A 26952-nucleotide genomic window follows, 5' to 3' on the forward strand; every position below is an offset into this window, starting at 1 on the left:
ACCCAGCCAGACCCGATCGGACTTGCGGGCGGGATCAACCCGTATCAGTACGCGCCTAATGCGCTGAGCTGGATTGATCCGTTGGGGTTATTTGGTTGTGACCCAAAAGCACAAAAACATATTCTTCATGGCGACGGCCCCGGTAGTGGTGGTCATATGTGGCCAGGCCAACCAGGTAAAACAACGTTCCCCCAGTCTTGGAATTCCAAAAAAATCATTTCCGAGGTTGATGATATTGTAAATTCACCATCAACTAAGTGGTATGCTCAACAAGGAACGGGAGGCGCATTAACCAGATCAGGAAAAGCTGCTACTTGGGTAGCATGGGAAGTTAAGGATGGGGTGCAAATTAGGGTTGTTTATCAGCCAGCAAAAGGAAGAATAGTAACTGCATTCCCTAATAGCGGCCCTGTTCCACATTTACCGGGAGAAAAATGATGGCTACATCTACTGGTTCTAAGTTGAAGATTTTCGTAAAGGAATTTAACGATAGGATTTCCGAAGGCAAGTTGAATTACGCGTTGAGTTATATCGACTTTGGGGAGGAACCATTAGCATTTGAGACGTTATACGATTATATCTGTGAAGATGATATTGTCATAACCAGGAGTGAATATGAGCAGATTTGTATATTTAATTCATTATTTAACCACACTTTAGAGAAAGGTGATTTTATTTACCTGAAAACTCTAATTAAATAATTTTAACAATCCGGGGGAGAAATTGAATATTCCCGGTTTTTTTACTATTTCTCTCTCGTTTGATACTGTGCAGAAAGGGATAGTCACTGCGAGGCAGTAGTGTGCGGGCCAAAGGTGTACGTCGGGTCATCGGGTAAAATCCGGGCCGCAACCGGCAGGTATGACGTCAGAAAGTCACTTTACATCAGTATGTTAAATAGCCTAAAAAGTATGGCCGCACCGTAGTCGTCCCGATGACCCGATCGGCCTTGCGGGCAGGATCAACCCCTACCAGTACGCGCCTAATGCGCTGGGGTGGATCGATCCGCTGGGGTTAAAGTGCAGTGGCCCTGCTGTAAAGTTAAACAGAAAATTAAGTGCGTTGGAAAAAGCTCAAAAGAGCGCGGTGAGTACCCGAGTTTTACCAGACGGTCGCATCCGATATTACAATCAAGAAGCTCTAGCTCGTACGCCAGGACCAACACGGGGACGTTCTCATGTAACAGAATGGAATCCCACAAACGGAGATGTGAGAATTTGGGAAGAGACCTATAATCACTCTGGGCAGGTCAACAGAGTGCATCCCAAAATGAAAAATGGTGAGTTATTAGATTTGCCACACTATCCACCAACAAAAGCAGATATTGATGCAGGCATAGCTACTCCGTCAGGACGAGCAATCTCGTTTAATTTATGAGGTTCATTATGAATGAAATGACTCTAGAGTTTATACGGAACATAAACTTCCTCCTTGAAAAGGAATATAATCCGCGAGATGTCGCAAGATACTCATTTTCATTCTCTTTGGATCATAAAATTGAAGACAGGAAGTTAGAATATGCTGTTGATTACATTGGTGGGATGGATGCCGGGCCAGAGTTTGAATTAACTAAAGAGGAGTTGATAGAGTTTATAAATACAAATCTTTTATAAAAACATCGGGTAAGAATTAAACCTTCCCGGTTTTTTATCATTTAACCTCGATTTAGTATACTAAACACCCCGAATAAATTCCCCATAACTATCGGGGTCAATAAAATACTGAAGAGAAATATCATATTGGTAGAAGGCGTGACTATGCAGAAAAAGATGTGCATACGCATCAAGTTGAATGGATTACTGATCCGATCTATTCCACTCAGGAACTGACTGCTACATCCTGTTCCGCTAGTACGAACTGCAGGTCGGTCGCTTCACGACGCAGGATTCGATAGGCCTGGCAGGCTAAATTACCCCAGAAAATACGCATCAGTGTCGATAATCGCTCCAGTAAAGCGAACTCGCCCTGGTGGCATAATCCCACCATCGGTAAACAAAATGTTAAATAACTTCCGCTCAGACATTGACGGTAAACACCTGGCAGTGCTTATACTCATTTTCTGCCCAGCGCTAACGCTATGATTTAGCGCTGATAATTTTCTATCACGCACGCTGTGAGGTGAGTATGAAAGTCGGAATCGTCGGATATGGTACAGGTGGGCAACATTTTCATGCCCCTTTTATTGTTGCCACCGAGGGGCTGGAGCTGGCTGGGATTGTCGCCCGGGCGCCTGAGACTGTGGCAAAAGCCAGGGCAGATTTCCCGCATGTGGCTATTTATCCCAGCCTGACGGCGATGCTCGCTGCGGGGGTAGATATCGTCACCATTACCACGCCGCCACACACCCGGCGTGAGCTGGTGCTGGAAGCGATTGAAGCCGGTGTTGCCGTTATTGCCGATAAGCCTTTCGCCCCCGATGCCGCTGGTGCACGTGAGCTAGAGGCGGCTGCGGCTGCCAAAGGCGTGCTGCTAGGGGCTTACCACAATCGCCGCTTTGATTCCGATCTCCAGACGCTGCGTCTGCTGCTGGAACAACAGCGCTTAGGCAAACTGTGGCGTTTGCATAACCGTATGGACTTTAACGATCCGAACACGCTGGAAGGCGGTGAATCCGGTGGTTTGCTGCGCGATTTGGGCAGTCACCTGGTGGATCAGGCTGTCTGGTTGCTGGGCCCGGTACAGGCGGTTCAGGCGCAACTGGATGAGATTGATCATCCTGCCGGTCCCACGAATGCCAGTTTTCTGCTCACCTTAACCCACTGCTCTGGGGTGACGAGCTATCTATCGGCCACCAAACTGAATGGCCTGCATCAGCGTGAACTGCGCGCCTACGGCGAGAAAGGCAGCTATGTTGCCAGCAGCTGTGATATTCAGGCACGGCAGATATTTGCGGGCAAACGCCCGGCGGACGATCTCACCGGTTGGGGCTATGAACCCGAGCAGCACTGGGGCACCTTTTACAGTCCGGGGCAGCAGGAAAAAATCCCGGCACAGCAGGGCAATTACCATGACTACTACGCGGCTTTTGCGCATGCGCTGCGCAATGGAACCGAGCCACCGGTAACGGCCCAACAGGCGGTGCACGTGTTGGAAATTTTAGACGCCGCGCGGGTGAGCGCGCAAACGGGAACCCGCGTAGCGATTGAGCCCTAAAGGGTTTAACGCAACCTTTACCTTCCGGGAAGCCGCACTGGCTGGTCAGTTGCATGGCCTGCGGTTAAAATAGCCGCAGTTCATTATGAGAATATGTTGTGATTCGTCTATTAAATATTACGTTACTGCTTGCGGCTGTGACGCTGGTCAGCGGGTGTGGCAGTATAATTAGCCGTACTGTGCCCGGCCAGGGGCACGGCAATCAATATTATCCTGGGGTACGTTGGGATGTTCGCGATGGTCCTTGGCGTGCACTGACAATTATCGATCTTCCGTTATCAGCGGTGATGGATACCCTGTTGTTGCCAGTCGATATCCATCACGGGCCTTATGATTAACGGTTAAAAGCGTTCGGATTCGCTGTTGTCGTCATCCCACTCTTCGGCAGCAGCTTCTCCCTCTTCCGTGTCCGTTGGCGGTTCTAGCTGGAATTCGCCCTCGTCCCACTCATGCAGGGTATTTTGCTCCTGCCACTCCTGACGTAGCTCTATCTCATCAAAGTCGCCGTCGAAAATCGCCTGAGCGGCTTCACCCACGCTGATGACCAGGCCTTCGCCTTCTTCTCGCTCGTCGGCAAAAAACTCAGCCTGCCACATGATATCGCCATCCTGCATTACATACTTTTGCAGGGAAAACTGGTTGATATCCGCATCGTCTTCATTGAGCTCTGGATTGTCAGCCAGGAACTCTTCGCGTGCGGCATCTATGGCTTCTTCCAGCGTACTGTATAAATCCATGGAGGTTCTCCATTGTGGTTGCGAAAGGGATGAGAGAAGAATAGCTGAAAATTTACGACGTGCTGACTCACTCAGACGGAGTGGAGTCACTCCGTCTGAGTAGGGGTTATTGGCGATTAACGCGGAAAGTGGCGCACCGGTTGGACGTTGGCTGACATCCTGGTGGCGGAGTAACGAATACAACATTTAATACAGGGCTTTACCTTTTTAAAATTCATTCTGGCGATAGTGAGCCCCTGATTTAACGTATAAAGGGTGCCAATAAACAGCGCATCCTTTTTATCTGGCATATGTTTACATCCTTGACGATGTAAAAAATGGTAGCCGTTATCATCTGCAGCGGTATCAACATAAAAATAGATGCCTTTAGTCATTTATTATTCCTGGCATAGTTTATTAGCGTGAAAATAGATGTGGGAAGAGTAGGTAATCCCGGAGTTGAAAGTAGTTAGAGTCCTAACGTTATGCAAATGACGAAAAGGAATGAAATTGCTGATTTGCGGTCACAAAAGTAATATCTAAGGACTTAACGACAGTAATGGCCTGTAAGTTAAGTTAATTTTTTTTCACACTTCAGTGGCGGTGTACTGTAAAGGGGTTTAAATAGGATATTTCCTGGTAGATGCTGGTATGCATTAATAAAATTAAATAATGCGTTTTGTTTTCAGAGGAATAATAAAGCAGGGTTGAAGAATGGCGGGATGCGTTTAACATCCCGTCAGACATTAATAGAGGGAAGGTTGCCCTTCCGGGCGGGTTTTAAAGCGGCGATGCAGCCACATATACTGCTCTGGTGCTAGCAGAATGCACTCTTCAACCACTTTATTCATGCGCGTGGCTGTAGCAAGCTCGCTGTCCAGTGGCATATCCGGTCCAACGTCTGGCAGCATCATAAGTTCGTATCCCTTACCATTAGGCAGACGGCGCGGGACAAATGGCACCACGGCCGGACGCGCTGTGCGAATTAATACATAACTTCCCGCCGTAGTGGCGGCATCTTGCACCGCAAACAGTGGAGCGAACACACTACTGCGTGGACCGTAGTCGTGATCGGGTGCATACCAGAGAATATCGTTGTTTTTAAGCGCACGGATCATGCCTTTGAGATCTTTACGATCCAGCATGCTTTTATTGGAACGCATTCTGCCCCAGGTTTGCAGCCAGTCGAGCAGGGCATTGTCGTTGGGACGATAAACGCCAATACCCGGGTTATAGATACCAAAAATACGTGCACCCAACTCCAGCGTCAGAAAGTGCAGGCCAACCAACAGCACGCCTTTTTTTTGTTCCAGTGCGTTGCTGATGTGTTCCAGTCCGCTGGTTTTTACCCACTTCTGCATGCGCCAGTCTGGCCAGAACCACGCCATACCGGTCTCAATAAAGCCCATACCCACGGATTCAAAATTGCGTTTAATCACTGCTTCGCGTTCGCTTTCTGGCATTTGTGGGAAGCAGAGTTCAAGGTTACGGCGCGCAATGTTGGCGCGACGGTTCATAAACCGTAATGCAGTACGGCCCAATGCACAGCCAATGGCGTATAAAACCGGGTAAGGCAGTAGCACCAGCGTATAGAGAAAGCCAATGCCAATCCAGGTGATCCAGTAGCGGGGGTGAAGTAACTGTCGTGAAAACTGAGGTAACTGAGTCATAAAAAGTCGCGCATCCAGGTGACAATATGTCATTGAAATTAGACCATTATGCCATTTTTTGCCTCTCGCCGGAATAAACAGGCGGCAATGAGACCCAGGAAGAGCAAAAAATGCAAAAAATGCTCTATAAAAGGTAATGATTTGATCTGAACCCCCTAGGCATTTCACGAGATTCGGGTATGATGTGCGCGCTAAAAATTTACCTCATTGCCACAGGAACGAACACCATGCCAGTGTTACATAACCTCGTAAACAATAATGAGCTGCGTGAACGTATGCTTGCTGAAACAGAGCCGCGTACCACCGTCTCTTTCTACAAATATTTTCAGATCGCCGATCCACAAGCTTTCCGTGATGCGCTGTACATTGCCCTGCGCGAACTGAAAGTGTTTGGCCGCATTTACGTCGCCAAAGAGGGCATTAATGCGCAGATCAGCGTTCCCGCCAGCAACTTTGAGGCGCTGAAAACCTTCCTGTATGGCTTTGATGCCGCGCTGAATAATCTGCGCCTCAACATTGCCCTGGATGATGACGGTAAATCTTTCTGGGTACTGCGCCTGAAAGTGCGTGACCGCATTGTGGCGGATGGGATTGAAGATGAGACCTTTGATGCCAGCGATGTCGGTAAGTATCTGAAAGCGGCGGAAGTGAACGCCATGCTGGACGATCCCGATGCGGTGTTTGTCGATATGCGCAACCATTATGAATACGAAGTAGGACGTTTCGATCAGGCGATGGAGATCCCGGCGGATACCTTCCGCGATCAGCTGCCGATGGCAGTGGATATGCTGCAAGAGCAGAAAGATAAAAAAATTGTCATGTACTGCACCGGCGGTATTCGCTGTGAGAAAGCCAGCGCATGGATGAAGCACAACGGCTTTGAAGATATCTACCATATTGAAGGTGGTATTATCGAATATACGCGTCGTGCTCGTGAGCAGGGTTTGCCGGTGCGTTTCAAAGGCAAAAACTTTGTTTTTGATGAGCGTATGGGTGAGCGTATTTCTGATGATGTGCTGTCCCAGTGTCACCAGTGTGGCGAACCTTGTGACACGCATGTGAACTGCGTCAATGACGGCTGCCATTTGCTGTTTATTCAGTGCTCAAGCTGTGCAGAGAAGTATGAGAAGTGCTGTAGCCCACTGTGTATGGAAGAGGCAAAACTCTCACCCGAAGAGCAGCGTACGCGCCGTGCGGGTCGTGAGAACGGCAATAAAATCTTTAATAAATCCCGTGGTCGTTTAAATATGACGCTGGCGATCCCGCTGCCGGATAGCGAGAAATAAATCCCGACCGTAGAGATAAAAAACCCATGCTGAGTCATGGGTTTTTTTATGGTGATGCGCTTAAGGTTTGAAGCGGTTGAGTGAAAATGCCGAGACATCCAGGGAGAACGGACGGTCTTGCGCAAATTCACTGCCCAGCTCCCCCAGCACGCTGGCAAACTTGAAGCCATGGCCGCTGAGACCGGTGATGATCATACGGTTAGCATCATCCGGCAGCGTGTCGATGATAAAGTCTTCATCGGGGGAGATGTCATAACTACAGGCTTCGCCGTGCAGGCACACGCCTACACCCGGCAAGAGCTGGCGCAGGAAGCTGAAGCAGTCACTGCCATCGGCGGCATAGCTGCCGAAAGGTTTACGGTCTGCGGCCGTCTGCATCACTTGGCCACCGTCATGGCGACCGACTTTCAGCGCATTATTATCCGCCGGGAAGCCGTAGAACTGGCTGCCGTCTGTCATTTCAACGGTAAAACCGGGGAATTTGTTATTTTCACTGTAACGGCCATCAGCCTGATACCACGCAAACACTTTGCGGGTTGGCGTTAAGGGCAGCCCAGGTACCAGGTCACCGACCCAGGTGCCTGCGGTGATCAGCAGTTTGCGTGCCTGATAGGTGCCATCAATAGTGGTGACCTGCTGGAGATCGCCAACGCGTTCAATAGCCGTAACCGGGCAATTAAATAACTGCGCGCACCCCGCTTCCTGGGCTAAGCGCACCCAGCTACGCACGGCGACTTCGGATTTTAAATAACCGGATTGCGGTTCGAAAACGCCAATATGACCATCCGGTACGTTAATTTGCGGCCAGCGCTGACGAACCTCTTCAGCGGTTAATATTTCAACATCCAGTTTGAAGTTCTGGGCGCTGTGAATGACGTTCTGAATAAATTCGGAGTTTTGCGGGGCGAGGTTGATGATGCCGCTGCGATGCATAACGCGTTCACCGCAGAGGGTTTCCAGCTCATCCCACAGTTGCTGTGCGCGTAATACCATGCGGACGTAATGTTCACCTTCGCCGTAGGCGTGGCGGATCAGTCGTGTTTCGCCGTGATGTGCGCCCTGGCTGTGTGGAGGGTGGTTGCTGTCAGTCATCAACACCGAGAGTCCAGCCTGGGTGGCATAGTAGCCCGCTGCTGCGCCCACTGAGCCGCTACCGACAATAATCAGATCATAAATCATTACGTCACCATGAGTGATAAATCAGAACTATCAGTAGCATATCAGATGGGACAGAGATGAAAAAGGCACCCGGTGGGGTGCCTCGTTGGCGGAAGGATTTAATGTTTTGACTGGTTTCTTTCGTAAATCTCTGCCGACTCTATTTTGGCAATCCCCGCTTCGAGAATGGAGATAAATTGCCGCGCAACATCGGTGGTGATCCAGTAAGTAGGTCCGACATCCGCTTCTTCTTCTTTCTGTTCCTGCGACGATATCGAGTGCAGGCGGAGCATCATGGCATCATAGCTGTCAACGGTACTGATATCCCAGCCCACCAGGGGATGGGTATGAATAACATTTTTGTTTCTATCCATTATAACCTCCTTATTACTCGTTAAACGAAGTGCTCGGTGAGGTTCAATGCAGCTTATTATCCACTAGCGAAATAATTATAACAGGAATCCAGCTTTAGATTACTAAAAATGTGCGCTGGTTATTTTATCAACAGTGTAAGTTTGCTCGTGGTCGCATTTAATCACCACGAGCAGGGTAACTTTTTATAACGTGGGTACATCCGGGGCTGGGTGATGACGTTTTTCCAGCTCTGTTACCAACAGGGCGAACTGGTGCTGGAGTGCGGCATCATGTTTTTGGCTGGTGGATTCCAACGTCAGTTGGTGGATGAGCAGTTGGCTGGCGCGTTCATCAAGGCACCAGGCCAGACTAGAGAAGGCCGTTTCCATGACGGTTATTCTTCTTTGCTGATCGCTGATTAATGCCAGCAGCTCGCCAAAGGTCATTACTTCTTCTGCTTTTTCTGTTGTCATGATCGTCTCCTGTGCAACATGACCTGAGCGCGCAATCGTGCATGTTAAGCGTAGAAGGAGTTAGCTGCTCTGGCGAGCCGTTTAGAATAAAAAACCGGGCGGCGACGCCCGGAAAAACACGCAGTGGCGGTTAATCGGGGGCGAACCAGTCATCAGCACTTTCCCAGGTTTCCTGGAGCAGGTCGCTGACGTGTTCACGATCTTCTTTGCTGGCACCAAGGACGCTAAGTTGGTTGCTGCTGGCGTAACGGACAGAGACGCGATGGTCGCTTTCAGGGAACTGACGCAGCAAACGGCGTTCGAGTTCCTGGCTGAGTGCTTCCAGGGCTCCGGGGGGAAGAGGTTGGGTTTTGGCAACAGTAATTTCAACACGCATGTGGACTGCCTCCGTAAATGATGCTGTATATATTTACAGTATAAGATTTACGGAGGCAAGAGGGATTACGCTTTAATCTGCCAGTTCATGGTTTCACCGGCGAGGAATGGCACCACGGTTTCGTTACCGACGATAATGCTTTCCTGTACGATCCATGGCTCACGCACCAGGGTGATGGTGCCTTCATTGAGCGGCAGTCCGTAGAAGCGCGGGCCGTTTTCAGAGCAGAACGCTTCAAAATGCTGGAGTGCATTCAGCTCTTCAAATACCGTGGCATACGCCGGCAGTGAGTTGAGTGCGCTGAATACCCCCGCACAGCCGCAGCCAGACTCTTTGGCGTGACGCAGGTGTGGCGCGGTATCGGTACCGAGGAAGAAGCGTGGATTGCCGCTGGCAACCACATCACGCAGGGCTTCCTGATGGACATTGCGTTTGAGGATTGGCAGGCAGTAGAGGTGTGGACGAATGCCACCGACCAGCATGTGGTTGCGGTTGAACATCAGGTGCTGTGGTGTGATGGTCGCACCGAGTTTTTCATTCCCTTCCGCAACGTACTGGGCCGCTTCTTTGGTGGTGATGTGTTCCATCACAACTTTCAGCTGTGGGAACTGGCGACGCAGCGGTTCCATGACCGTTTCAATGAAGCGGGCTTCACGGTCAAAGATGTCGATGTGTGCATCGGTGACTTCGCCATGCGTCAGTAATGGCATGCCAATTTGCTGCATCCGGTCCAGGACTTTGGCAATCGAGGCGATGTTGGTGACGCCGTGGCTGGAGTTGGTGGTGGCGTGAGCAGGGTAGAGTTTCGCCGCAGTAAATACGCCTTCTTTGAAGCCGCGTTCAATTTCGTCCGGGTCCAGTGAGTCTGTCAGGTAGCAGGTCATCAGTGGGGTGAAGCTGTGGCCTGCAGGCAGTGCGGCAAGGATGCGATCGCGGTAGGCGATAGCGGCTGCAACACTGGAGACAGGAGGCACGAGGTTGGGCATAACGATAGCACGACCGTTTACCGCGCTGGTGTAAGGCAGAACAGCTTGCAGCATTTCACCATCACGCAGGTGAATGTGCCAGTCGTCAGGGCGGCGAATTGTGAGTTTTTGGGGTTGTGCTGTCATTGCAGAGTGCTCCGGCATTAAGGTAAACGTAAGGGGCGTTTTGGCCGGGTACAAAGAATAAGGAATCAGGCAACCGTTTGCACCTGGTTTTTGCGTTTATGCAGCGAATGATGGGAATTTAGGCGCTGAGATGGTAAGCCGCTGTGGACTCGGGTGGCAGGTCAGACAATGGGGGGTATGACTGCAAAGGAATCCGTATCCCTACGATCCGCTGGCACATCCATGTGCCAGAGGCATTTGCTGTCATACCCCCCATCATCTTCCCAGAAGCAGCAGTGCGGCTGTTAGCAGCCCCAGCCCTTGGTGAGTTTCAGTGCTTAACTTCCAAACGGCCTATGTTCAGGCAACAGAGTCGTATGGATTTCGGAGGGCAGGGTGATCGGAGCGAGCCACGTCGCAGCCCGATTCCCCTGACAGGCCGAGGTATCTCGATTTCACAGACGATTGTCCAGACCTTGACCTTGACCTTGACCTTGACCTTGACCTTGATCTTGACATACGCCTACACCACAACCCCGCTTAATCCGTCAGCGGAATAATCAGCTCGCCAGGCTTCACTTCCAGACCCTTCACCAGCTTCTTCGCCAGGGCTTCTTTCACGCCGCGATCGGCGCTTAACACATAAGCCGGCTTCTTATTGAAGTAATCTTTTAACGACTTCTCCAGGTACGGCGTCAGCGCCTGTAATGCACCCGACATCTTCTCTGGCTGCACCTGAGCGTCAACAATCGTCATATCATGCAGGAAAATGGCACTCTGCTGCTGATCAAACACCGGCTGCGCTTTCAGCTTCAACTGCATGACGGCCTGCTGTGGGCCGAACAGGGAGGTCAGATTAATGGTCGCTTTGCCGGACACTGTCACGCGGTCAGGCTCTTCGCGGCCAATCTGGCTGGTCAAATCGGTCAGCACAATATGGGCATTCACCAGGCCAGAGACACCGATATCCTTCTCCCAGTTATTGTGCTTTTGCAGCGCTTTATTCACATCCTGCTCAGTAATGGTGTACTGCGTCAGCTGATTACAGCCACTCAACAACAGGGCAAAACTCAGGGCCAGCAAACTGGCAACAACCTTTTTCATGCACTCTCATCCTGAAGGAAAAGGCATAGCCTGCCTGAATGACCTGCTGGTGTCACCAGGATAGTTGAGAAACGCAGCGGGCATTTTTCAGCAAAATATTACTGTGCCACCGAGCTAAGCAGGTTTACCTGCGACTGCTTCGCCATATTATCGCGATAATCCAGGACGCGGCTTGGCCAGTTAATCCCTGCCACCAGCGTCAACGCCCGCAACAGCGGGAACAGATGAATATCATCTTCTGAAAGCTCACCGTTCACCGCGTTGGACTTCACGATCAGCTTATCAAGCTGCAACAGATCGTTACTGATATTCTTAATCAGACCGGCAGAGTGCTGCCGCAGCGCGGCGAAATCACCGTAATTAGCCTGTTTTTTGCGGATAAAATAATCGCGTGCGGCAGGGGTGGCAAATTCAGCAAACGGCGCGGCTGCAATGCGTGGCAACAACAGCTTATTACTGTAACTGTGAACGTGGCGCAGCCAATCCTCAATGGCGGGATTACGCTTCCCGGTCAACAACGGCTCACCATCGAGTTGATCGATAAACCGCACGATATCAAGACTCTCCGGCATTGCACTGCCATCCGCTTTTTGCAGAATCGGTGCCATCTTCTGTCCAATCAGCTGATGCGGTGTCTCCTCATCGTCATTCAACAGCACCACCAACTCAACCGGTACATCCTTCAGGCCAAAAATCATGCGTGCTTTCACGCAATAAGGACAATGATCGTAAATGTAGAGCTTCACTGGATATCTCCTTGAAATGGCGGGACAGCATCAACAGCCATCCGGGAAAAACCTGATAAAAGTATGGAAGAGAAGCAGAAACAGGGCAAACTGTGCGAACTGTGCGAACTGTTTTACCGCAACAACGGCTACGGTTATAGTGAGTTACATGAACTATTCCGTTTATGGAATTCAGGAGTCTCCATGTTTGGCTACCGAACTGCCTCGCCCAAAGTGCGCCTCATCACCGACCGTCTGGTGGTGCGTCTGGTCCATGAACGAGACGCATGGCGACTGGCAGACTACTATGCGGAAAATCGGGCATTTCTGAAACCCTGGGAACCGATCCGCGATGAAAGCCACTGCTACCCCTCTGGCTGGCAGGCTCGCCTCGGGCTGATCAACGACCTGCACAAACAGGGATCGGCCTACTACTTTGCCTTACTGGACCCGAACGAAAATGAAATACGCGGCGTGGCGAACTTCAGCAACGTCCTGCGGGGATCCTTCCATGCCTGCTACCTCGGCTACTCGCTGGCAGAAAAATGGCAGGGGCAAGGGCTGATGTTCGAAGCGCTGCAAATTGCTATTCGCTACATGCAGCGCCAGCAACACATGCACCGGATTATGGCGAACTACATGCCGCACAATCAGCGCAGCGGTGACTTACTGGCACGTCTCGGCTTTGAAAAAGAGGGCTATGCCAAAGATTACCTGCTGATTGATGGCAAATGGCAGGACCACGTTCTCACCGCACTGACCAACCCGGACTGGACACCGGATCGCCGGGGATAAACCCAAAGGAAGCTCATAACAATGAAAATGGCACTCTCTGCGCAGGCGCTGCGCGTCATTGGCTGCCTGCTGGAAAAGCAGATCACCACACCAGAGCAGTATCCTCTCTCCCTCAATGCCGTCACCACGGCCTGTAACCAAAAATCCAACCGCGAACCGGTCATGAACCTCAGTGACAGCGAAACGCAGGACCAACTGGACGCGCTGGTGAAAAAGCATCTGGTCACCGCTAACAATGGCTTTGGCCAGCGCGTGGCAAAATATGAACAGCGTTTTTGTAATTCTGCCTTTGGCAATTTACAGCTCAACAGCGCTGAAGTGGCGATTCTCACCTTGCTGTTCCTGCGCGGCGCACAAACGCCTGGTGAATTGCGCAGTCGCAGTGGACGCCTGCATGACTTCAGTGATGTGACCGAAGTTGAACAGGCGCTGGAAAGCTTAATCACACGCGACGATGGCCCGATGCTGGTGCGTCTGGCGCGTGAGCCAGGTAAGCGTGAAAGTCGCTACATGCACCTGTTTGGTGGCGAGGTGGTGGAAACGCCGGTGGAAGCAGCGGAAGAATCTGATTTATCGGCACGCGTCACCGCACTGGAACAGCAGGTTGCCGCCTTACAGCAGCAGTTGGCAAAACTTTTACCCGCCCAGAGTGATTAATGCTCTGTAACACTCAACGTTGGTGATTTCCCGCCAGGACAGTAGACTATCGCCGGGCATCAAGAGGTGCCCGCGTAAGTACCGCATTTTGCCGACTATTTTCAGGAAGCGCCGCTAACTATGAATCTATTGAAATCGCTGGCAGCGGTCAGTTCGATGACCCTGTTTTCGCGCGTGTTGGGCTTTGCCCGTGATGCCATTGTGGCGCGGGTATTTGGGGCCGGAATGGCCACCGATGCCTTCTTTGTGGCATTCAAACTGCCTAATCTGCTGCGCCGAATCTTTGCCGAAGGCGCATTCTCTCAGGCATTTGTACCGATTCTGGCCGAGTACAAAAGCAAACAAGGCGAAGAAGCCACGCGCATCTTTGTCTCCTACGTCTCGGGCCTACTCACGCTGGTGCTGGCCCTGGTGACGTTCGCCGGGATGCTGGCTGCGCCTTGGGTTATCTACGTGACTGCGCCGGGCTTTGCCGACACGGCGGACAAATTCGCCCTGACCACGGCGCTGCTGCGGGTGACGTTCCCCTACATCTTGTTGATCTCGCTGGCCTCACTGGCCGGGGCGATCCTCAACACCTGGAACCGCTTCTCCGTACCGGCCTTTGCTCCAACGCTGCTTAACATCAGCATGCTGGGCTTTGCGCTGTTTGCCGCACCTCATTTCCATCCACCGATCATGGCGCTGGCCTGGGCTGTTGTGGTGGGGGGCGTGCTGCAACTGGGCTACCAGCTGCCGCATTTGAAAAAAATCGGCATGCTGGTGCTGCCGCGCATCAATTTGAAAGATGCTGGCGTGTGGCGCGTGATGCGCCAGATGGGACCGGCGATTCTCGGGGTTTCGGTAAGCCAGATTTCACTGATCATCAACACCATCTTTGCCTCATTCCTCGTGTCGGGATCGGTCTCCTGGATGTACTACGCCGACCGTCTGATGGAGTTTCCCTCTGGGGTACTGGGCGTGGCACTGGGCACGATTTTGCTGCCTTCGCTGGCAAAAAGCTTCTCCAGCGGAAACCATGATGAATACTCCCGCTTGATGGACTGGGGATTACGCCTCTGCTTCCTGCTGGCGTTGCCCTGTTCGGTTGCGCTTGGCATTCTCTCCGGCCCGCTCACCAGCGCCCTGTTCCAGTACGGCAAATTCACCGCTTTTGATGCCGCAATGACGCAGCGCGCGCTGATTGCCTACTCGGTTGGGTTGATGGGCCTGATTGTGGTCAAAGTGCTGGCACCGGGCTTCTATTCGCGTCAGGACATCAAAACGCCGGTGAAAATTGCCATCATTACGCTGGTAATGACGCAGTTAATGAATCTCGCGTTTATTGGGCCACTTAAGCACGCCGGTTTGTCGCTATCGATTGGTCTGGCGGCTTGCCTGAATGCGGCGTTGCTGTTCTGGCAACTGCGCAAACAGCGCATCTTCCTGCCACAGCCGGGCTGGTACAGTTTCCTGTTCCGACTGGTGGTTGCGGTAGCCATTATGGCTGCGGCACTGCTGGGTATTCTGCACGTGATGCCGTCCTGGGGAGAGGGAGAGATGTACGCGCGTCTGCTGCGTTTGGCGGCCGTGTGTGTGGTGGGTGGCGGTAGCTACTTCGTCATGCTGGCGCTGTTAGGTTTCCGCCTGCGTGACTTTGCCCGCAGTACAGCGGCCTGATCGTACAATACGCTCAGGCCTTGTGGCTCAGGGTGGTGCGGCCAGTGCCGAGGCCATCCGGGCCATAAAAAGCCTGGCTGAAATGCGGTTTCAACACGGATACGGCTGCATCGGTAAAGCGAATTTGCTGTTGCAGCAGTAGCCCGTTATGCACATTGGCATCGCGTAGCTGACGGGTAGCCTGCTGTAGCCGCTGCCACTGTTCTGCCATCATGCGGTCCGCCGGATAGGGCGCGGTCATATTATGGCTACGTTCGCAGGTCAGGCGCATCTGATCGAGATAGTTCAGGGTCGCCAGCAGCGAGCGCTTATCTTCCGTGATCCGCTGTAACAGGTTGCTGTTCACCTTGCCCGCCGCCAACGCGTTCTGCTCTTCGGCCAGCAGGTCGGTCAGGGTGCTCAACACTTCCTGCATTTTCTCCAGCGTACTCTGCAATTGACTCATGGGATTACTGGTCCTCTAACCAGGCTTTGGTATCGGCAATCAGCGCATCGGCAATCTTACCGGTGTCCATCTTCAACTCGCCGTTGCGGATGGCGGTTTTCATCTGCTCAACGCGCGCGGTATTAATATCCTGGCTGCCGGGTTGCATCAGCTGTGCCTGAGCGCTGCTCAGACTGACCTGCGCACCGCTTTGTGGCGCGGCAGTGGTGGCGCTGCTCTGGCGCACTTTATTGCTGTTGTCGCTGCTGTCACGCGTTTGTACCGTACTGACGGGCTTTGACGGTTGGGTTCTTTCAATGCTCATGATATTCGCTCCAGTGCTCTCAGCGGCTGCTGTCGGGAGAATCAGCACAGCCTAACGGGTTTCTTGTTTCTTGTATCGGCAGAACAGACGCACTCTTTAGCACTTTACAGGGTAATAAGAATATTCCCACGTTCATCAACGCGCCCGTTAACCACCTGACCGTTATCCATCCGCACCCGCACCCAGTCAGAAGCTGCACCATTACTCATCGCTTTGCCTGCCGCAGTGGCGCTGAAACCGTTGCCGCTCGCCACCACCGTTACCGATTCACCGGCTTTCACCCGCCAGGGCTGGCGCAGCATGGTCTGCGTCACAGGCTGGCCGGGTTCAATATCGCGCAGGACCACCGCATCGGCAACCTTGTCCACGCTGAACAGCGTGCGCGGTGGCAGGGTATCTAATCGCCCCTGTTGCAGGCGGAAATCACGAGCCGAAACCTGCACGCCGCGCCGCAGCTGATGCTGCGCCACCAGATATCCACCGCTCACCTGAACCTGCACCTGCAAGAAGCGGCGATTCTCACCGCAACTGGCGGCCACGCTCATATTTCCCCACAGACGGCTGTTGCCCGGCAGCATCAGCTGCGGTGTGGCACAGGTGGGCCACTGCTCGTCTGGCGTACGTACCTGCACCACCATGCCCGCAGCATGTTGTGGGTCGCGAGCCTTAAAAAACTGAGTGAGTTGAGCGGGGAGATCGGCCGCCTGAGCGGACAAAATCGTGCCGACCAGTAAACCGCTCAGCAGGGAAAGATGAAATCGCATGAAGAAAGTCCTCTTTGACTGATGGGCAGCAGTCTACGCCTCGGCAAAAAAACTCAAGAGCAGGAATAGCCACAATTTCTGTTGCTATTCAGACGATAGCCCTTGCTTTTAGCGAATTAAGCTTTCCGCTCGAAATTCTCATTCGCGGAGTAACCATGCTCGACAAACTGGATGCGGCATTACAGTTCAGCAGTGAAGCACTCAATCTGCGTGCTCAGCGTCAGGAGATCCTGGCGTCCAACATTGCTAATGCCGATACCCCGGGCTACCAGGCGCGCGATATCGACTTTTCCAGTGAGCTGAGTCGGGTGATGGAGCAGGGACGCAGCGCCGGCAGCAGCATGGCGTTAAAAGTCACTTCACCACGCCACATTGAAGCGCAGACCAACAGTCAACCCTCAATGGACCTGATGTACCGCATTCCCGATCAACCGGCAGCGGACGGCAACACCGTGGATATGGATCGTGAACGCACCCAGTTCGCGGACAACAGCCTGAAATACCAAACCGACCTCACGCTTATCAGTAGCCAAATCAAAGGCATGATGAGCGTATTACAGGGGCAATAACCGTGGCCTTAATGAACATTTTTGACATTGCCGGTTCGGCAATGGCGGCGCAGTCGCAGCGGCTTAACGTCAGCGCCAGTAACCTCGCGAACGCCGATAGCGTTACCGGGCCAGACGGCCAACCGTACGTGGCTAAACAGGTGATTTTCCAGACGGATGCCGCCCCTGGAGCCGCGACCGGCGGCGTGCGCGTAGCGGGCGTGGTGAACGATCCTACCCCCGCCAAACTGGTCTATGACCCGGGCAATCCGCTGGCGGATGGCAAAGGCTACGTCAAGATGCCGAACGTGGATGTGGTAGCAGAAACCGTCAACACCATGTCGGCTTCACGTAGCTATCAGGCCAACGTGGAAGTCCTGAATACCGTCAAGTCGATGATGATGAAAACCCTGACGATGGGTCAGTAACGGAGAACAACAATGGGTATCGCGGTAGGCGTTAATGAGACGCTGGATCAGACGGTCCTCTCTTCCAGCAGCGACAGCACCAGCAGCAGCGCAGCGGATCTGCAAAACGAATTCCTGACCATGCTGGTCACGCAGTTAAAAAATCAGGATCCCACCAATCCGATGGATAACAGCCAGTTGACGACTCAGTTGGCGCAGATCAACACCCTGAGTGGCGTGGAAAAACTCAACACCACGTTGGGGTCGATCTCCGGGCAGATCACCACCAGCCAGTCATTGCAGAGTTCCACCCTGATCGGCCATGGCGTGATGATCGACGGTTCTCAGGTGTTAGTCGGCAGCGGCACTACCACGCCGTTTGGCGTTGAGCTGGGGACGGCTTCAACCTCGACCACCGCTACCATCAGTGATTCCAGCGGCAACGTGGTGAAAACCATTGATCTGGGTGGATTGAGTGCGGGCGTCCATACCTTCTCATGGGATGGCACCCTCACCGATGGTTCCACCGCGCCGGATGGCAAATACACCGTCGCTATCGCCGCCAGCAGCGGCAGCACGCAGCTGGTCGCCCAGCCATTGGCTTATGCCTATGTCAGCGGCGTCAACACCAGCACCGACAGCACCACACTTGATCTTGGCACCTCCGGCACTGCCACCCTTGATGAAGTCAAACAGATCATCTGAATAATTACTCAGGAGTTATAACATGTCATTTTCTCAGGCGGTAAGTGGCCTTAGCGCAGCATCCAGCAACCTGGACGTCATCGGCAACAACATCGCGAACTCCGCCACTGCGGGTTTTAAATCCAGTACCATTGCTTTTGCCGATCTGTTTGCCGGTTCAGATGTGGGGATGGGAACCAAAGTCGCTGCGGTGATCCAGAACTTTAACGATGGCACCACCACCACCACCAGCCGTGGGCTGGATGTCGCTTTGAGCGGCAACGGTTTCTTCCGCATGACGGACAGCAGCGGCGCGGTGTCTTACTCGCGTAACGGTCAGTTCACCCTTGATGAGAACCGCAACCTGGTTAACACCCAGGGCCTGAACGTCACGGGCTACCCGGCCAGCGGCACCCCGCCGACGGTACAAACCGGTGCTAACCCGGTCGCATTGAGCATTCCAACCACCCAGATGCAGGCCAGCGCGACCACCACCGCCAGCCAGGTGGCGAACCTCAACTCCAGCGACAGCACGCCAACCGTCACCACCTTTGATTCAACCAACACCAGCAGCTACAACGCCAAAAGCAGTATGACGGTGTACGACACCCAGGGTAACGAACACCAACTCGACATGTACTACGTCAAAACCGCCGACAACAAGTGGACGGTGCACGCCATTGACAGCTCGGACAGCAGCGCAACCGATCAGCAATACAACCTGACGTTTGACAGCAGCGGCAGCCTGACCAGCATCACCAACGCGGCGGGCACCGAGTCATCACCGAACCTCAGCCTCAGCATCAACGGCATTAACGGCGCAACGGGCACCACTATTCAGCTCAGCATGCAGGGCAGCTTGCAGCAGAACACCGGCACCACCAGCTTCGGCAACCCGACGCAGAACGGCTATGCACCAGGCGACCTCACCAGCTACAGCATCGCGGATGACGGTACCATCACCGGCACTTACTCCAACCAGAAAACCCAGACGCTGGGGCAGATCGTGCTGGCGAGCTTCTCTAACCCAGAAGGGCTGGAGTCCAAGGGGGATAACGTCTGGAGCGCCACTGACTCTTCCGGCCAGGCCGCACTGGGCGTGGCGAATACCGGGACCTTTGGCTCTCTGACAGCCGGCGCGCTGGAGTCTTCCAACGTCGACCTGAGTAAAGAGCTGGTGAATATGATTGTTGCTCAGCGTAACTATCAGTCCAACGCGCAGACCATCAAAACGCAGGATCAGATCCTCAACACCCTGGTCAACTTACGTTAATCCACTAACGGGATTGTTTTATGGATCACGCGATATATACCGCCATGGGGGCGGCCAGTCAGACGCTGGATCAGCAGGCGGTCACCGCCAGCAATCTTGCCAACGCCTCAACGCCAGGCTTTCGCGCGCAGCTCAATGCGTTGCGCGCCGTGCCGGTGAACGGTTATTCGTTGCCGACCCGCACGCTGGTCGCGGCCTCAACGCCAGGAGCGGATATGAGCCCCGGCGCGATGGACTACACCGAACGTCCGCTGGACGTTGCGGTGCAGCAGGATGGCTGGCTGGCGGTGCAAACGGCGGACGGAACGGAAGCCTACACCCGCAACGGCAATATGCAGATTAGCCCCAGCGGTATTCTCACCATTCAGGGCAATCCCGTGATGGGGGATGGCGGTCCAATCGCGGTTCCTGAAGGCGCGCAAATCACTATCGCTGCGGATGGCACCATCACTTCGCTTAACGCGGGTGATGCGCCTAACGCCACGGTACAGATTGGGCGACTCAAACACGTGCGCGCCACCGGCAAGGAGTTGCAGCGTGGTGATGACGGCATGTTCCGCCCGACCGCCGCGACTCAGGCCACGCGTGGAGCCACATTGGCAGATGATCCCACCGTACAGGTAATGCCGGGCGTGCTGGAAGGCAGCAACGTTAAACCGGTGGAAACCATGGTGGATATGATCGCCAACGCCCGCCGCTTCGAGATGCAGATGAAAGTGATCTCCAGCGTTGATGAAAACGAACAGAAAGCCAATTCACTGCTCAATATGAGCAGCTAAGGCAGAGGAACAGACGATGATTCGTTCTTTATGGATCGCCAAAACCGGCCTTGATGCCGAACAGACCAACATGGACGTGATTGCCAACAACCTGGCAAACGTCAGTACCAATGGCTTTAAACGTTCGCGCGCCGTATTCGAAGACCTGATGTATCAAACCCTGCGTCAGCCGGGCACCCAGTCTTCAGAGCAGACCACGCTGCCTTCGGGTTTGCAGATCGGTACCGGTGTACGTCCTGTGACCACCGAGCGCCTGCACACGCAGGGTAACCTGTCGCAGACCAGCAACTCCAAAGACGTGGCGATCAACGGCCAGGGCTACTTTAAAGTGCAGCTGCCGGATGGCACCGATGCGTATACCCGCGATGGTTCATTCCAGGTGGATCAGAACGGGCAGTTGGTCACCAACGCAGGCGATCCGGTCCAGCCGGGGATCACCATCCCGGCGAACGCCACCAGCATCACCATCTCCCGTGATGGTGTGGTCAGCGTGACGCAACAGGGGCAAACCAACCCGACGCAGGTGGGGCAGCTGACCGTCAGTACGTTTATGAATGATGCCGGTCTCGACAGCATGGGTGAAAACCTCTACACCGAAACCCAGGCTTCCGGTACGCCAACGGACAGCACGCCGGGTCAGAACGGTGCAGGCATGCTCTATCAAGGCTATGTCGAAACCTCCAACGTTAACGTAGCGGAAGAGCTGGTCACCATGATCCAGACGCAGCGCGCCTACGAAATCAACAGCAAGGCGATCAGCACCTCTGACGAGATGCTACAGAAATTAACTCAGGTGTAATTCCGCGCCGCTGGGTCAGCGACTGCTGGCTCAGAGGCGGACGTTTAAAAGGTTGCTTTCAATGGCGAAGCCCGTGATTTTCAGGCCAGCACCGGGTGTGCTGGCGCTGCTGCTGCTCACCCTTAATGGCTGTGCGCTGGTGCCACGTAAACCGCTGGTCGAGGGCGCGACCACGGCTCAGCCGCTGCCTTCGCCGCCGCCGGTGGTGAATGGATCGATTTTCCAGGGCGTAGCGCCGCTCAACTATGGCTATCAACCCCTGTTTGAGGATCGTCGTCCGCGTAACATCGGCGACACCCTGACCATTACCCTGCAAGAGAACGTCAGCGCCAGCAAAACCTCCAGTGCTAACGCCAGCCGTGATGGCAGCAACAGCCTGGCCTTCACGGCCGTGCCGACCGGAGCCGCAGGCCTGTTGGGGGCCAGTGGTGAAAAGGCCAATCTCGCCGGGGAAGGCAAAAACGACTTTGCCGGTAAGGGCGGCGCGACCGCAGCCAATACCTTCACCGGCACCATTACCGTTACGGTGAATCAGGTGCTCTCTAACGGCAACCTGCACGTGGTGGGTGAGAAACAGATTGAGATCAACCAGGGAACCGAGTTTATCCGCTTCTCTGGCGTGGTTAACCCGCGCACCATCAGCGCCAGCAACGCCGTGCTCTCAACCGCCGTGGCGGATGCGCGCATCGAGTACGTGGGGAATGGTTATATCAACGAAGCGCAGACCATGGGCTGGCTGCAACGCTTCTTCCTGAATATTTCACCGATGTAAGGGGTGACGATGAAACTGTTAACGCTACTGCGTTTGACCGTGGGACTGATGCTCGGCGTAAGCCTGGTGGCCCATGCAGACCGTATTCGTGACCTCACGACGGTACAAGGCGTGCGAGATAACCAGCTGATCGGTTATGGCCTGGTGGTGGGGCTGGACGGTACTGGCGACCAGACCACGCAAACGCCATTTACCACCCAGACGGTCAACAACATGTTGTCACAGCTGGGGATCACCGTGCCAACCGGCACCAATATGCAGCTGAAAAACGTGGCAGCGGTAATGGTGACGGCCTCACTGCCGTCCTTTGCCCGTCAGGGACAAACGCTGGATGTGGTGGTGTCTTCACTGGGTAATGCGAAAAGCCTGCGCGGCGGCACGCTGTTAATGACGCCGTTAAAAGGGGTGGATAATCAGATCTATGCGCTGGCTCAAGGCAACATTTTGGTGGGCGGCGCGGGCGCTTCTGCCGGTGGCAGCAGTGTGCAGGTCAACCAGTTGAATGGTGGCCGCATCACGTCCGGTGCCACGGTGGAACGTGAACTGCAAAGTAACTTTGGCAGCCAGAACACGCTGAATTTGCAGCTTAACAACGAAGACTTCAGCATGGCACAGCGCATTGCTGACGCCATCAATGCACGTATGGGCTACAACAGCGCACAGGCTCTGGACGCACGCACGGTGCAAATTCGCACCAGCGCCAACAACAGTTCTCAGGTGCGATTGCTGGCGGATGTGCAAGACATTGACGTTTCGGTTCCGCTGGAAGACGCCAAAGTGATCATCAACTCGCGTACCGGCACCGTGGTGATGAACCGCGAAGTGTCACTCAGCACCTGTGCAGTTGCGCAAGGCAACCTGTCGGTCACGGTGAATCAGAGCCAAAACGTCAGCCAGCCAAACACGCCATTTGGCGGCGGGCAGACCGTGGTCACGCCACAGACGCAAATTGATATGCGCCAGAGCGGCGGTTCATTGCAGCACGTTAACGCCAGCGCCAATCTGAACAGTGTGGTGCGCGCCCTGAATGCGTTGGGGGCTTCGCCGATTGAGCTGATGTCGATTCTGCAATCCATGCAAACCGCAGGCTGTTTGCGCGCCAAACTGGAAATTATCTGATGAGCGATATGCAGGCGATGGCGGGTGCAGCGTGGGACAGTCACGCGCTGGATCAGCTTAAACGTGAAGTCAGCAGCGATCCAAAAGGCAAAGCGCTTCAGGTGGCGAAGCAGGTGGAGGGCATGTTCGTGCAGATGATGATGAAAAGTATGCGCGAAGCCCTGCCAAAGGGCGGCATGCTGGATAACGACCAGACGCGCCTCTATAGCTCAATGTGGGATCAGCAAATCGCCCAGCAGATCGGCAATCGCGGGCTGGGCCTGGCGGACACCATCGTTAAACAGATGATGCCCGCTGAGGCACCGTCAGAAACCGCGGGCACCGTGCCGATGAAACTGGATGGCGATTACATCGTTAGCCACAACATGGCTTCGATGGAGCTGGAACAGATGGTGCGCAAGGCCGTGCCGCGTCTGCCTGCGGGCGGCTCGGCATTGCCGGTGGACAGCCAGGCCTTTATTGCCCAGCTTACCCAACCGGCGCAGCAGGCCAGTGCGCAAAGTGGCATTCCTCACCACCTGATTCTGGCGCAGGCGGCGCTGGAATCCGGCTGGGGCCAGCGCCAGATCATGACCCACGACGGCAAGCCAAGCTACAACCTGTTTGGCGTGAAGGCCAGTGCGGACTGGCAAGGGGCCACCACCTATGTCACCACCACCGAGTATGAACATGGTATCGCGAAGAAAGTGCGTGCCACTTTCCGCGTGTACGGCTCGTATCTCGAAGCGCTGAGCGACTACGTCAAACTGCTGGGGAATAACCCGCGCTATGCCGCTGTCACTAACGCTCGCAGCGCGGAGCAGGGCGCTCAGGCACTTCAGGCAGCGGGCTACGCTACCGATCCCAACTATGCGCAAAAGCTGGTGGGCATGATTCAGCAGTTCAAAAACATGGGTGACAAAGCGGTGAAAGCCTACAGTCACGATCTCAGCAATTTGTTCTGACCCATCCCCCTCAAGTTTCACTGACACACGTCGATAATTACATCAGAGCCAGACCGTTGAGCGTGCCAATCGTACGCTCAACGGGAAAGAGAGGAATTCACTACTATGTCCAGCTTAATTAATACCGCCATGAGCGGGTTAAGTGCCGCTCAGGCGGCGCTCAGCACCACCAGTAATAATATTACCAACTATGCGGTAACGGGATATTCCCGCCAGACCACGATCCTGGAACAGGGCAACAGCACGCTCTCAGGCAACAGCTATTATGGCAATGGGGTAAACGTGGGGACCGTACAGCGCGAATACGACGCCTTTATTACCAATCAGCTCCGCAGCGCCAGCGCCAGCTACAGCGCGTCCAATACCGAATACAGCCAGATCTCCAATATTGACGACATGCTCTCCTCGACATCCACCAGTTTGTCGACCCAGATCCAGACCTTCTTTACTAATATTCAGAACGTGGTCAGCAATGCCGATGATCCCTCATCGCGTCAGGCCATGTTGAGTAATGCGCAGGGGCTGGTGAGTCAGTTCCAGACCAATGCACAATACCTGAACAATATGCAGGGCAGCGTCAACAGCAGCGTCAGTTCCAGTGTTGATCAAATCAACACCTACGCCTCACAAATTGCTGACCTGAACACGCAGATTGGCAAACTCACCACCGGTGATGGCGCAGCCCCTAATGACCTGCTGGATAAACGCGACCAACTGGTCAGCGACCTGAACAATGTTGCGGGCGTATCGGTCACGCAGCAGGGCAGCAGCTATACCGTCAGCATGAGCGGCATTACGCTGGTGAACGGCAGCCGTACCACGTCGTTGGTGGCGATGCCCGCTTCCAGCGATCCCAGCCGTACCACGGTCGGTTATGTGGATCAGCAGGCCGGAAATGTTGAGATCCCGGAAAGCAGCCTGACCACCGGCAGCCTTGGCGGCGTCCTGACGTTCCGTAGCCAGGATCTCGATCTGGCGCAGAACCAGCTCGGCCAGTTGGCGGCGGCTTTCACCACCAGTTTTAACAGCGTGCACGCGCAGGGTTATGACAGCAACGGAGACACCGGCAAAAACTTCTTTAATGTTGGCAGCCCGGACGTCATCAGTAACACCAAAAACACCGGTACGGCGTCGGTTAGCGCCAGTTGGACCGATACCTCAGCGGTGAAAGCCTCCAACTACAGCGTCAGTTATGACGGCAGTAACTGGAGTGTGACGCGCCTTGCGGACAATGTGCAGGTCACCCCCACCACCAGCACCGACAGCAGTGGTAATCAAACCCTGAGCTTTGATGGATTACAACTCACCGTCGATGGGACACCTGCGGCCAAAGACAGCTTCCTGGTCAAGCCGGTGCAGAACGTCATTAACGGTATGTCAGTCGCGATTACCGATGAATCCCAGATTGCTGCGGCAAGCGCAGCCGGTGGCGAGAGCGATAACCGCAACGCGCAGAAACTGCTGGATTTACAGGACAGCAATCTGGTGAACGGTAACGCTACCCTGACGCAAGCTTATGCCAGCCTGGTGAGCAGCGTGGGTAACAAAACCAGCTCACTGGAGACCAGCAGCACCACTCAGGAGAGCGTGGTTAATCAGCTCAGCGATCGTCAGCAGTCAGTTTCCGGCGTTAACCTCGATGAAGAGTATGCCAACCTGACGAAATATCAGCAGTACTACATGGCGAACGCCCAGGTCTTGCAGACCGCAGGGACTATTTTTGACGCGCTGATTCAGGCCACCAGCTAACGGAGACTAAGTAATGCGTTTAAGTACCAGTATGATCTTTGACCAGCAGGTGCGCGGGATCAGTGATTCACAATCCTCGTGGCTGAAAGTCGGCGAGCAGCTCTCCAGTGGCAAAAAAGTGACAAATCCATCCGACGATCCGATTGCCGCCGCGCAATCGGTAGTGGTGGCACAGAGCCAGTCACAGAGTAGCCAATACAAGCTGGCGCGCACGTTCGCCAACCAGAGTTTGTCGATGGAAGAGAACGCGCTTTCCAGTGCGACCAGCACCATTCAGGATGCGCAAACCTTGATCGTGTACGGCTCTACCGGCACCCTGAGCGACGATGACCGCGCTTCCATCGCGACCCAGTTGGAAGGGCTGCGTAACCAACTGTTGGGCCAGGCGAACAGCCAGGACAGCAGCGGGCGCTATATTTTTGCGGGTTACAACACCTCAACCGCACCGTTTGTTGATAATGGCAACGGCGTAGAGTACGTGGGTGGTTCTGACGCTATCACGCAAAAAGTGGATGACAGCCGCACCATGACGGTGGGAAACACCGGTAGCGATGTGTTCATGAGCATCAGCAGCAACGCCAAGACCGAACCCGATGGCAGCGCGAGCGAAACCAACGTGTTTGATATGCTGGACAGCGCCATTGCTGCCCTTAAGGTGCCACAGGCGGATGCCGATGCAACCACGCAGCAAACCTTCCAGGATGCGATGGATAAAACCAACCGTGGCCTGAGCAACTCTTTAAATAACGTACTGCGTGTGCGTTCGGATGTGGGGACACAACTTTCCGAGCTGGATACGCTGGATTCTCAGGGCGATGACCGCGATACCATTCTCAGCACCGAAATGAGTAACCTGGTGGATGTGGATTACACCTCGGCGATCTCCAGCTACACCATGCAGCAGACTGCATTGCAGGCAGCGTATAAAACCTTTACTGATATGTCGCAGATGTCACTGTTTAAACTGAATTCCTGATTCAGTTACGCTTTAGCGTACTTAACCGGCTACGCTGCTTTTTCCCGCCATTCCCTCCAGGGCTGGCGGGATTTTTTTATTTGCGAGAAATAACGAGGCCAAAATTTGACGTTTAAGGCAAGTCCGCTTTAACGGCCAATACTGTTAACCGCAAAGTCAGCGGTGCTGGGAA

General features: G+C 53.9%; 33 protein-coding genes. 20 read left to right on the top strand and 13 right to left on the bottom strand.

Features of this window, described 5'->3' with window-relative positions; translation table 11 throughout:
- The 5 genes from B880_RS25055 to B880_RS0113900 all read left to right on the top strand — a co-directional run.
- Positions 1 to 438 (top strand): EndoU domain-containing protein (locus tag B880_RS25055; protein WP_017348031.1); only part of this gene is annotated, 438 nt, incomplete at its 5' end.
- Entirely contained in the window at positions 438 to 701 is a 264-nt protein-coding gene (locus B880_RS0113880; RefSeq protein ID WP_157060560.1) for a MafI family immunity protein, read from the top strand. The genes B880_RS25055 and B880_RS0113880, both read left to right, overlap by 1 nt.
- Positions 702 to 1385: 684 nt before the next feature.
- A complete protein-coding gene (locus tag B880_RS0113885) occupies positions 1386 to 1613 on the top strand; it encodes a hypothetical protein (RefSeq protein ID WP_157060557.1) in 228 nt (75 codons plus the stop codon).
- 511 nt (positions 1614 to 2124) lie between these two features.
- Positions 2125 to 3153 carry a Gfo/Idh/MocA family protein gene (locus tag B880_RS0113895; RefSeq protein ID WP_017348035.1) on the top strand — a complete coding sequence of 343 codons (1029 nt, stop codon included), beginning with the start codon at positions 2125 to 2127 and terminating at the stop codon, positions 3151 to 3153.
- Between the two features lie 116 nt (positions 3154 to 3269).
- Positions 3270 to 3491: a YceK/YidQ family lipoprotein gene (locus B880_RS0113900; RefSeq protein WP_026042646.1), complete on the top strand. Its 222-nt coding sequence runs from the start codon at positions 3270 to 3272 to the stop codon at positions 3489 to 3491.
- A gap of 3 nt (positions 3492 to 3494) precedes the next feature.
- On the opposite strand, the gene B880_RS0113905 is transcribed toward B880_RS0113900, so the two are convergent.
- The 3 genes from B880_RS0113905 to B880_RS0113915 all read right to left on the bottom strand — a co-directional run bounded on the left by B880_RS0113905 (position 3495) and on the right by B880_RS0113915 (position 5539).
- Positions 3495 to 3890: a MysB family protein gene (locus tag B880_RS0113905; RefSeq protein ID WP_017348037.1), complete on the bottom strand. Its 396-nt coding sequence runs from the start codon at positions 3888 to 3890 to the stop codon at positions 3495 to 3497.
- A 116-nt stretch (positions 3891 to 4006) separates the two neighbouring features.
- Positions 4007 to 4264, bottom strand: a complete 258-nt coding sequence (locus B880_RS0113910) for a hypothetical protein (RefSeq protein WP_017348038.1) — start codon at positions 4262 to 4264, stop codon at positions 4007 to 4009.
- A 351-nt stretch (positions 4265 to 4615) separates the two neighbouring features.
- Positions 4616 to 5539 carry a Kdo(2)-lipid IV(A) acyltransferase gene (locus B880_RS0113915; protein WP_017348039.1) on the bottom strand — a complete coding sequence of 308 codons (924 nt, stop codon included), beginning with the start codon at positions 5537 to 5539 and terminating at the stop codon, positions 4616 to 4618.
- 227 nt (positions 5540 to 5766) lie between these two features.
- On the opposite strand from B880_RS0113915, the gene trhO reads away from it, so the two are divergent.
- Positions 5767 to 6825, top strand: a complete 1059-nt coding sequence (trhO, locus tag B880_RS0113920) for an oxygen-dependent tRNA uridine(34) hydroxylase TrhO (protein WP_017348040.1) — start codon at positions 5767 to 5769, stop codon at positions 6823 to 6825.
- Between the two features lie 60 nt (positions 6826 to 6885).
- Here trhO and solA read toward each other — a convergent pair whose 3' ends face one another.
- The 7 genes from solA to grxB all read right to left on the bottom strand — a co-directional run bounded on the left by solA (position 6886) and on the right by grxB (position 12127).
- Positions 6886 to 8004 carry an N-methyl-L-tryptophan oxidase gene (gene solA / locus B880_RS0113925; protein ID WP_017348041.1) on the bottom strand — a complete coding sequence of 373 codons (1119 nt, stop codon included), beginning with the start codon at positions 8002 to 8004 and terminating at the stop codon, positions 6886 to 6888.
- Between the two features lie 98 nt (positions 8005 to 8102).
- Entirely contained in the window at positions 8103 to 8357 is a 255-nt protein-coding gene (bssS, locus tag B880_RS0113930; RefSeq protein WP_017348042.1) for a biofilm formation regulator BssS, read from the bottom strand.
- 183 nt (positions 8358 to 8540) lie between these two features.
- A complete protein-coding gene (locus tag B880_RS0113935) occupies positions 8541 to 8810 on the bottom strand; it encodes a hypothetical protein (RefSeq protein ID WP_017348043.1) in 270 nt (89 codons plus the stop codon).
- A 130-nt stretch (positions 8811 to 8940) separates the two neighbouring features.
- Positions 8941 to 9186 (bottom strand): DNA damage-inducible protein I, encoded by a 246-nt coding sequence (dinI, locus tag B880_RS0113940; RefSeq protein ID WP_017348044.1) that lies wholly within the window; start codon positions 9184 to 9186, stop codon positions 8941 to 8943.
- 65 nt (positions 9187 to 9251) lie between these two features.
- Positions 9252 to 10298: a dihydroorotase gene (gene pyrC, locus B880_RS0113945; RefSeq protein ID WP_017348045.1), complete on the bottom strand. Its 1047-nt coding sequence runs from the start codon at positions 10296 to 10298 to the stop codon at positions 9252 to 9254.
- Between the two features lie 519 nt (positions 10299 to 10817).
- Positions 10818 to 11381 carry a lipoprotein gene (locus tag B880_RS0113950; RefSeq protein ID WP_017348046.1) on the bottom strand — a complete coding sequence of 188 codons (564 nt, stop codon included), beginning with the start codon at positions 11379 to 11381 and terminating at the stop codon, positions 10818 to 10820.
- A gap of 98 nt (positions 11382 to 11479) precedes the next feature.
- Positions 11480 to 12127 (bottom strand): glutaredoxin 2, encoded by a 648-nt coding sequence (grxB, locus tag B880_RS0113955; protein ID WP_017348047.1) that lies wholly within the window; start codon positions 12125 to 12127, stop codon positions 11480 to 11482.
- 183 nt (positions 12128 to 12310) lie between these two features.
- On the opposite strand from grxB, the gene rimJ reads away from it, so the two are divergent.
- The 3 genes from rimJ to murJ all read left to right on the top strand — a co-directional run bounded on the left by rimJ (position 12311) and on the right by murJ (position 15217).
- Complete coding sequence (gene rimJ / locus B880_RS0113960) at positions 12311 to 12901, top strand: ribosomal protein S5-alanine N-acetyltransferase (protein WP_026042647.1); 591 nt, start codon at positions 12311 to 12313, stop codon at positions 12899 to 12901.
- 21 nt (positions 12902 to 12922) lie between these two features.
- A complete protein-coding gene (locus B880_RS0113965; RefSeq protein WP_017348049.1) occupies positions 12923 to 13558 on the top strand; it encodes a DUF480 domain-containing protein in 636 nt (211 codons plus the stop codon).
- A gap of 120 nt (positions 13559 to 13678) precedes the next feature.
- Positions 13679 to 15217 carry a murein biosynthesis integral membrane protein MurJ gene (gene murJ / locus B880_RS0113970; protein WP_017348050.1) on the top strand — a complete coding sequence of 513 codons (1539 nt, stop codon included), beginning with the start codon at positions 13679 to 13681 and terminating at the stop codon, positions 15215 to 15217.
- A gap of 13 nt (positions 15218 to 15230) precedes the next feature.
- Here the strand turns inward: murJ and B880_RS0113975 are convergent, their stop codons facing one another.
- The 3 genes from B880_RS0113975 to flgA form a co-directional block, all read right to left on the bottom strand.
- On the bottom strand, positions 15231 to 15662 hold the full coding sequence (locus tag B880_RS0113975) for a flagella synthesis protein FlgN (protein WP_017348051.1): 432 nt from the start codon (positions 15660 to 15662) through the stop codon (positions 15231 to 15233).
- A 4-nt stretch (positions 15663 to 15666) separates the two neighbouring features.
- On the bottom strand, positions 15667 to 15966 hold the full coding sequence (flgM, locus tag B880_RS0113980) for a flagellar biosynthesis anti-sigma factor FlgM (protein ID WP_017348052.1): 300 nt from the start codon (positions 15964 to 15966) through the stop codon (positions 15667 to 15669).
- Positions 15967 to 16070: 104 nt separating this feature from the next.
- Entirely contained in the window at positions 16071 to 16730 is a 660-nt protein-coding gene (gene flgA / locus B880_RS0113985) for a flagellar basal body P-ring formation chaperone FlgA (protein ID WP_017348053.1), read from the bottom strand.
- A 155-nt stretch (positions 16731 to 16885) separates the two neighbouring features.
- On the opposite strand from flgA, the gene flgB reads away from it, so the two are divergent.
- The 11 genes from flgB to flgL all read left to right on the top strand — a co-directional run bounded on the left by flgB (position 16886) and on the right by flgL (position 26780).
- Positions 16886 to 17299: a flagellar basal body rod protein FlgB gene (flgB, locus tag B880_RS0113990; RefSeq protein WP_017348054.1), complete on the top strand. Its 414-nt coding sequence runs from the start codon at positions 16886 to 16888 to the stop codon at positions 17297 to 17299.
- Between the two features lie 2 nt (positions 17300 to 17301).
- A complete protein-coding gene (gene flgC / locus B880_RS0113995; RefSeq protein ID WP_026042648.1) occupies positions 17302 to 17706 on the top strand; it encodes a flagellar basal body rod protein FlgC in 405 nt (134 codons plus the stop codon).
- Between the two features lie 12 nt (positions 17707 to 17718).
- Positions 17719 to 18390: a flagellar hook assembly protein FlgD gene (flgD, locus tag B880_RS0114000; RefSeq protein WP_017348056.1), complete on the top strand. Its 672-nt coding sequence runs from the start codon at positions 17719 to 17721 to the stop codon at positions 18388 to 18390.
- Between the two features lie 22 nt (positions 18391 to 18412).
- A complete protein-coding gene (gene flgE / locus B880_RS0114005) occupies positions 18413 to 19642 on the top strand; it encodes a flagellar hook protein FlgE (protein ID WP_017348057.1) in 1230 nt (409 codons plus the stop codon).
- A gap of 20 nt (positions 19643 to 19662) precedes the next feature.
- The gene (locus tag B880_RS0114010) at positions 19663 to 20421 is read left to right on the top strand and encodes a flagellar basal body rod protein FlgF (protein WP_017348058.1); all 759 of its coding nucleotides are present in this window, start codon (positions 19663 to 19665) and stop codon (positions 20419 to 20421) included.
- A 16-nt stretch (positions 20422 to 20437) separates the two neighbouring features.
- On the top strand, positions 20438 to 21220 hold the full coding sequence (gene flgG, locus B880_RS0114015; protein ID WP_017348059.1) for a flagellar basal-body rod protein FlgG: 783 nt from the start codon (positions 20438 to 20440) through the stop codon (positions 21218 to 21220).
- 61 nt (positions 21221 to 21281) lie between these two features.
- The gene (locus tag B880_RS0114020; protein ID WP_017348060.1) at positions 21282 to 21992 is read left to right on the top strand and encodes a flagellar basal body L-ring protein FlgH; all 711 of its coding nucleotides are present in this window, start codon (positions 21282 to 21284) and stop codon (positions 21990 to 21992) included.
- Between the two features lie 9 nt (positions 21993 to 22001).
- Complete coding sequence (locus B880_RS0114025; RefSeq protein WP_017348061.1) at positions 22002 to 23111, top strand: flagellar basal body P-ring protein FlgI; 1110 nt, start codon at positions 22002 to 22004, stop codon at positions 23109 to 23111.
- Complete coding sequence (gene flgJ, locus B880_RS0114030) at positions 23111 to 24055, top strand: flagellar assembly peptidoglycan hydrolase FlgJ (RefSeq protein WP_017348062.1); 945 nt, start codon at positions 23111 to 23113, stop codon at positions 24053 to 24055. Before B880_RS0114025 ends, flgJ begins: the two co-directional genes overlap by 1 nt.
- 105 nt (positions 24056 to 24160) lie before the next feature.
- Positions 24161 to 25804 carry a flagellar hook-associated protein FlgK gene (gene flgK, locus B880_RS0114035; protein WP_017348063.1) on the top strand — a complete coding sequence of 548 codons (1644 nt, stop codon included), beginning with the start codon at positions 24161 to 24163 and terminating at the stop codon, positions 25802 to 25804.
- Positions 25805 to 25817: 13 nt separating this feature from the next.
- Positions 25818 to 26780, top strand: a complete 963-nt coding sequence (gene flgL, locus B880_RS0114040; RefSeq protein WP_017348064.1) for a flagellar hook-associated protein FlgL — start codon at positions 25818 to 25820, stop codon at positions 26778 to 26780.
- The last annotated feature ends 172 nt before the right edge of the window (positions 26781 to 26952 follow it).

Origin of the sequence: Pantoea sp. A4 (genome assembly GCF_000295955.2) — a bacterium.
Lineage (GTDB): Bacteria > Pseudomonadota > Gammaproteobacteria > Enterobacterales > Enterobacteriaceae > Pantoea > Pantoea multigeneris.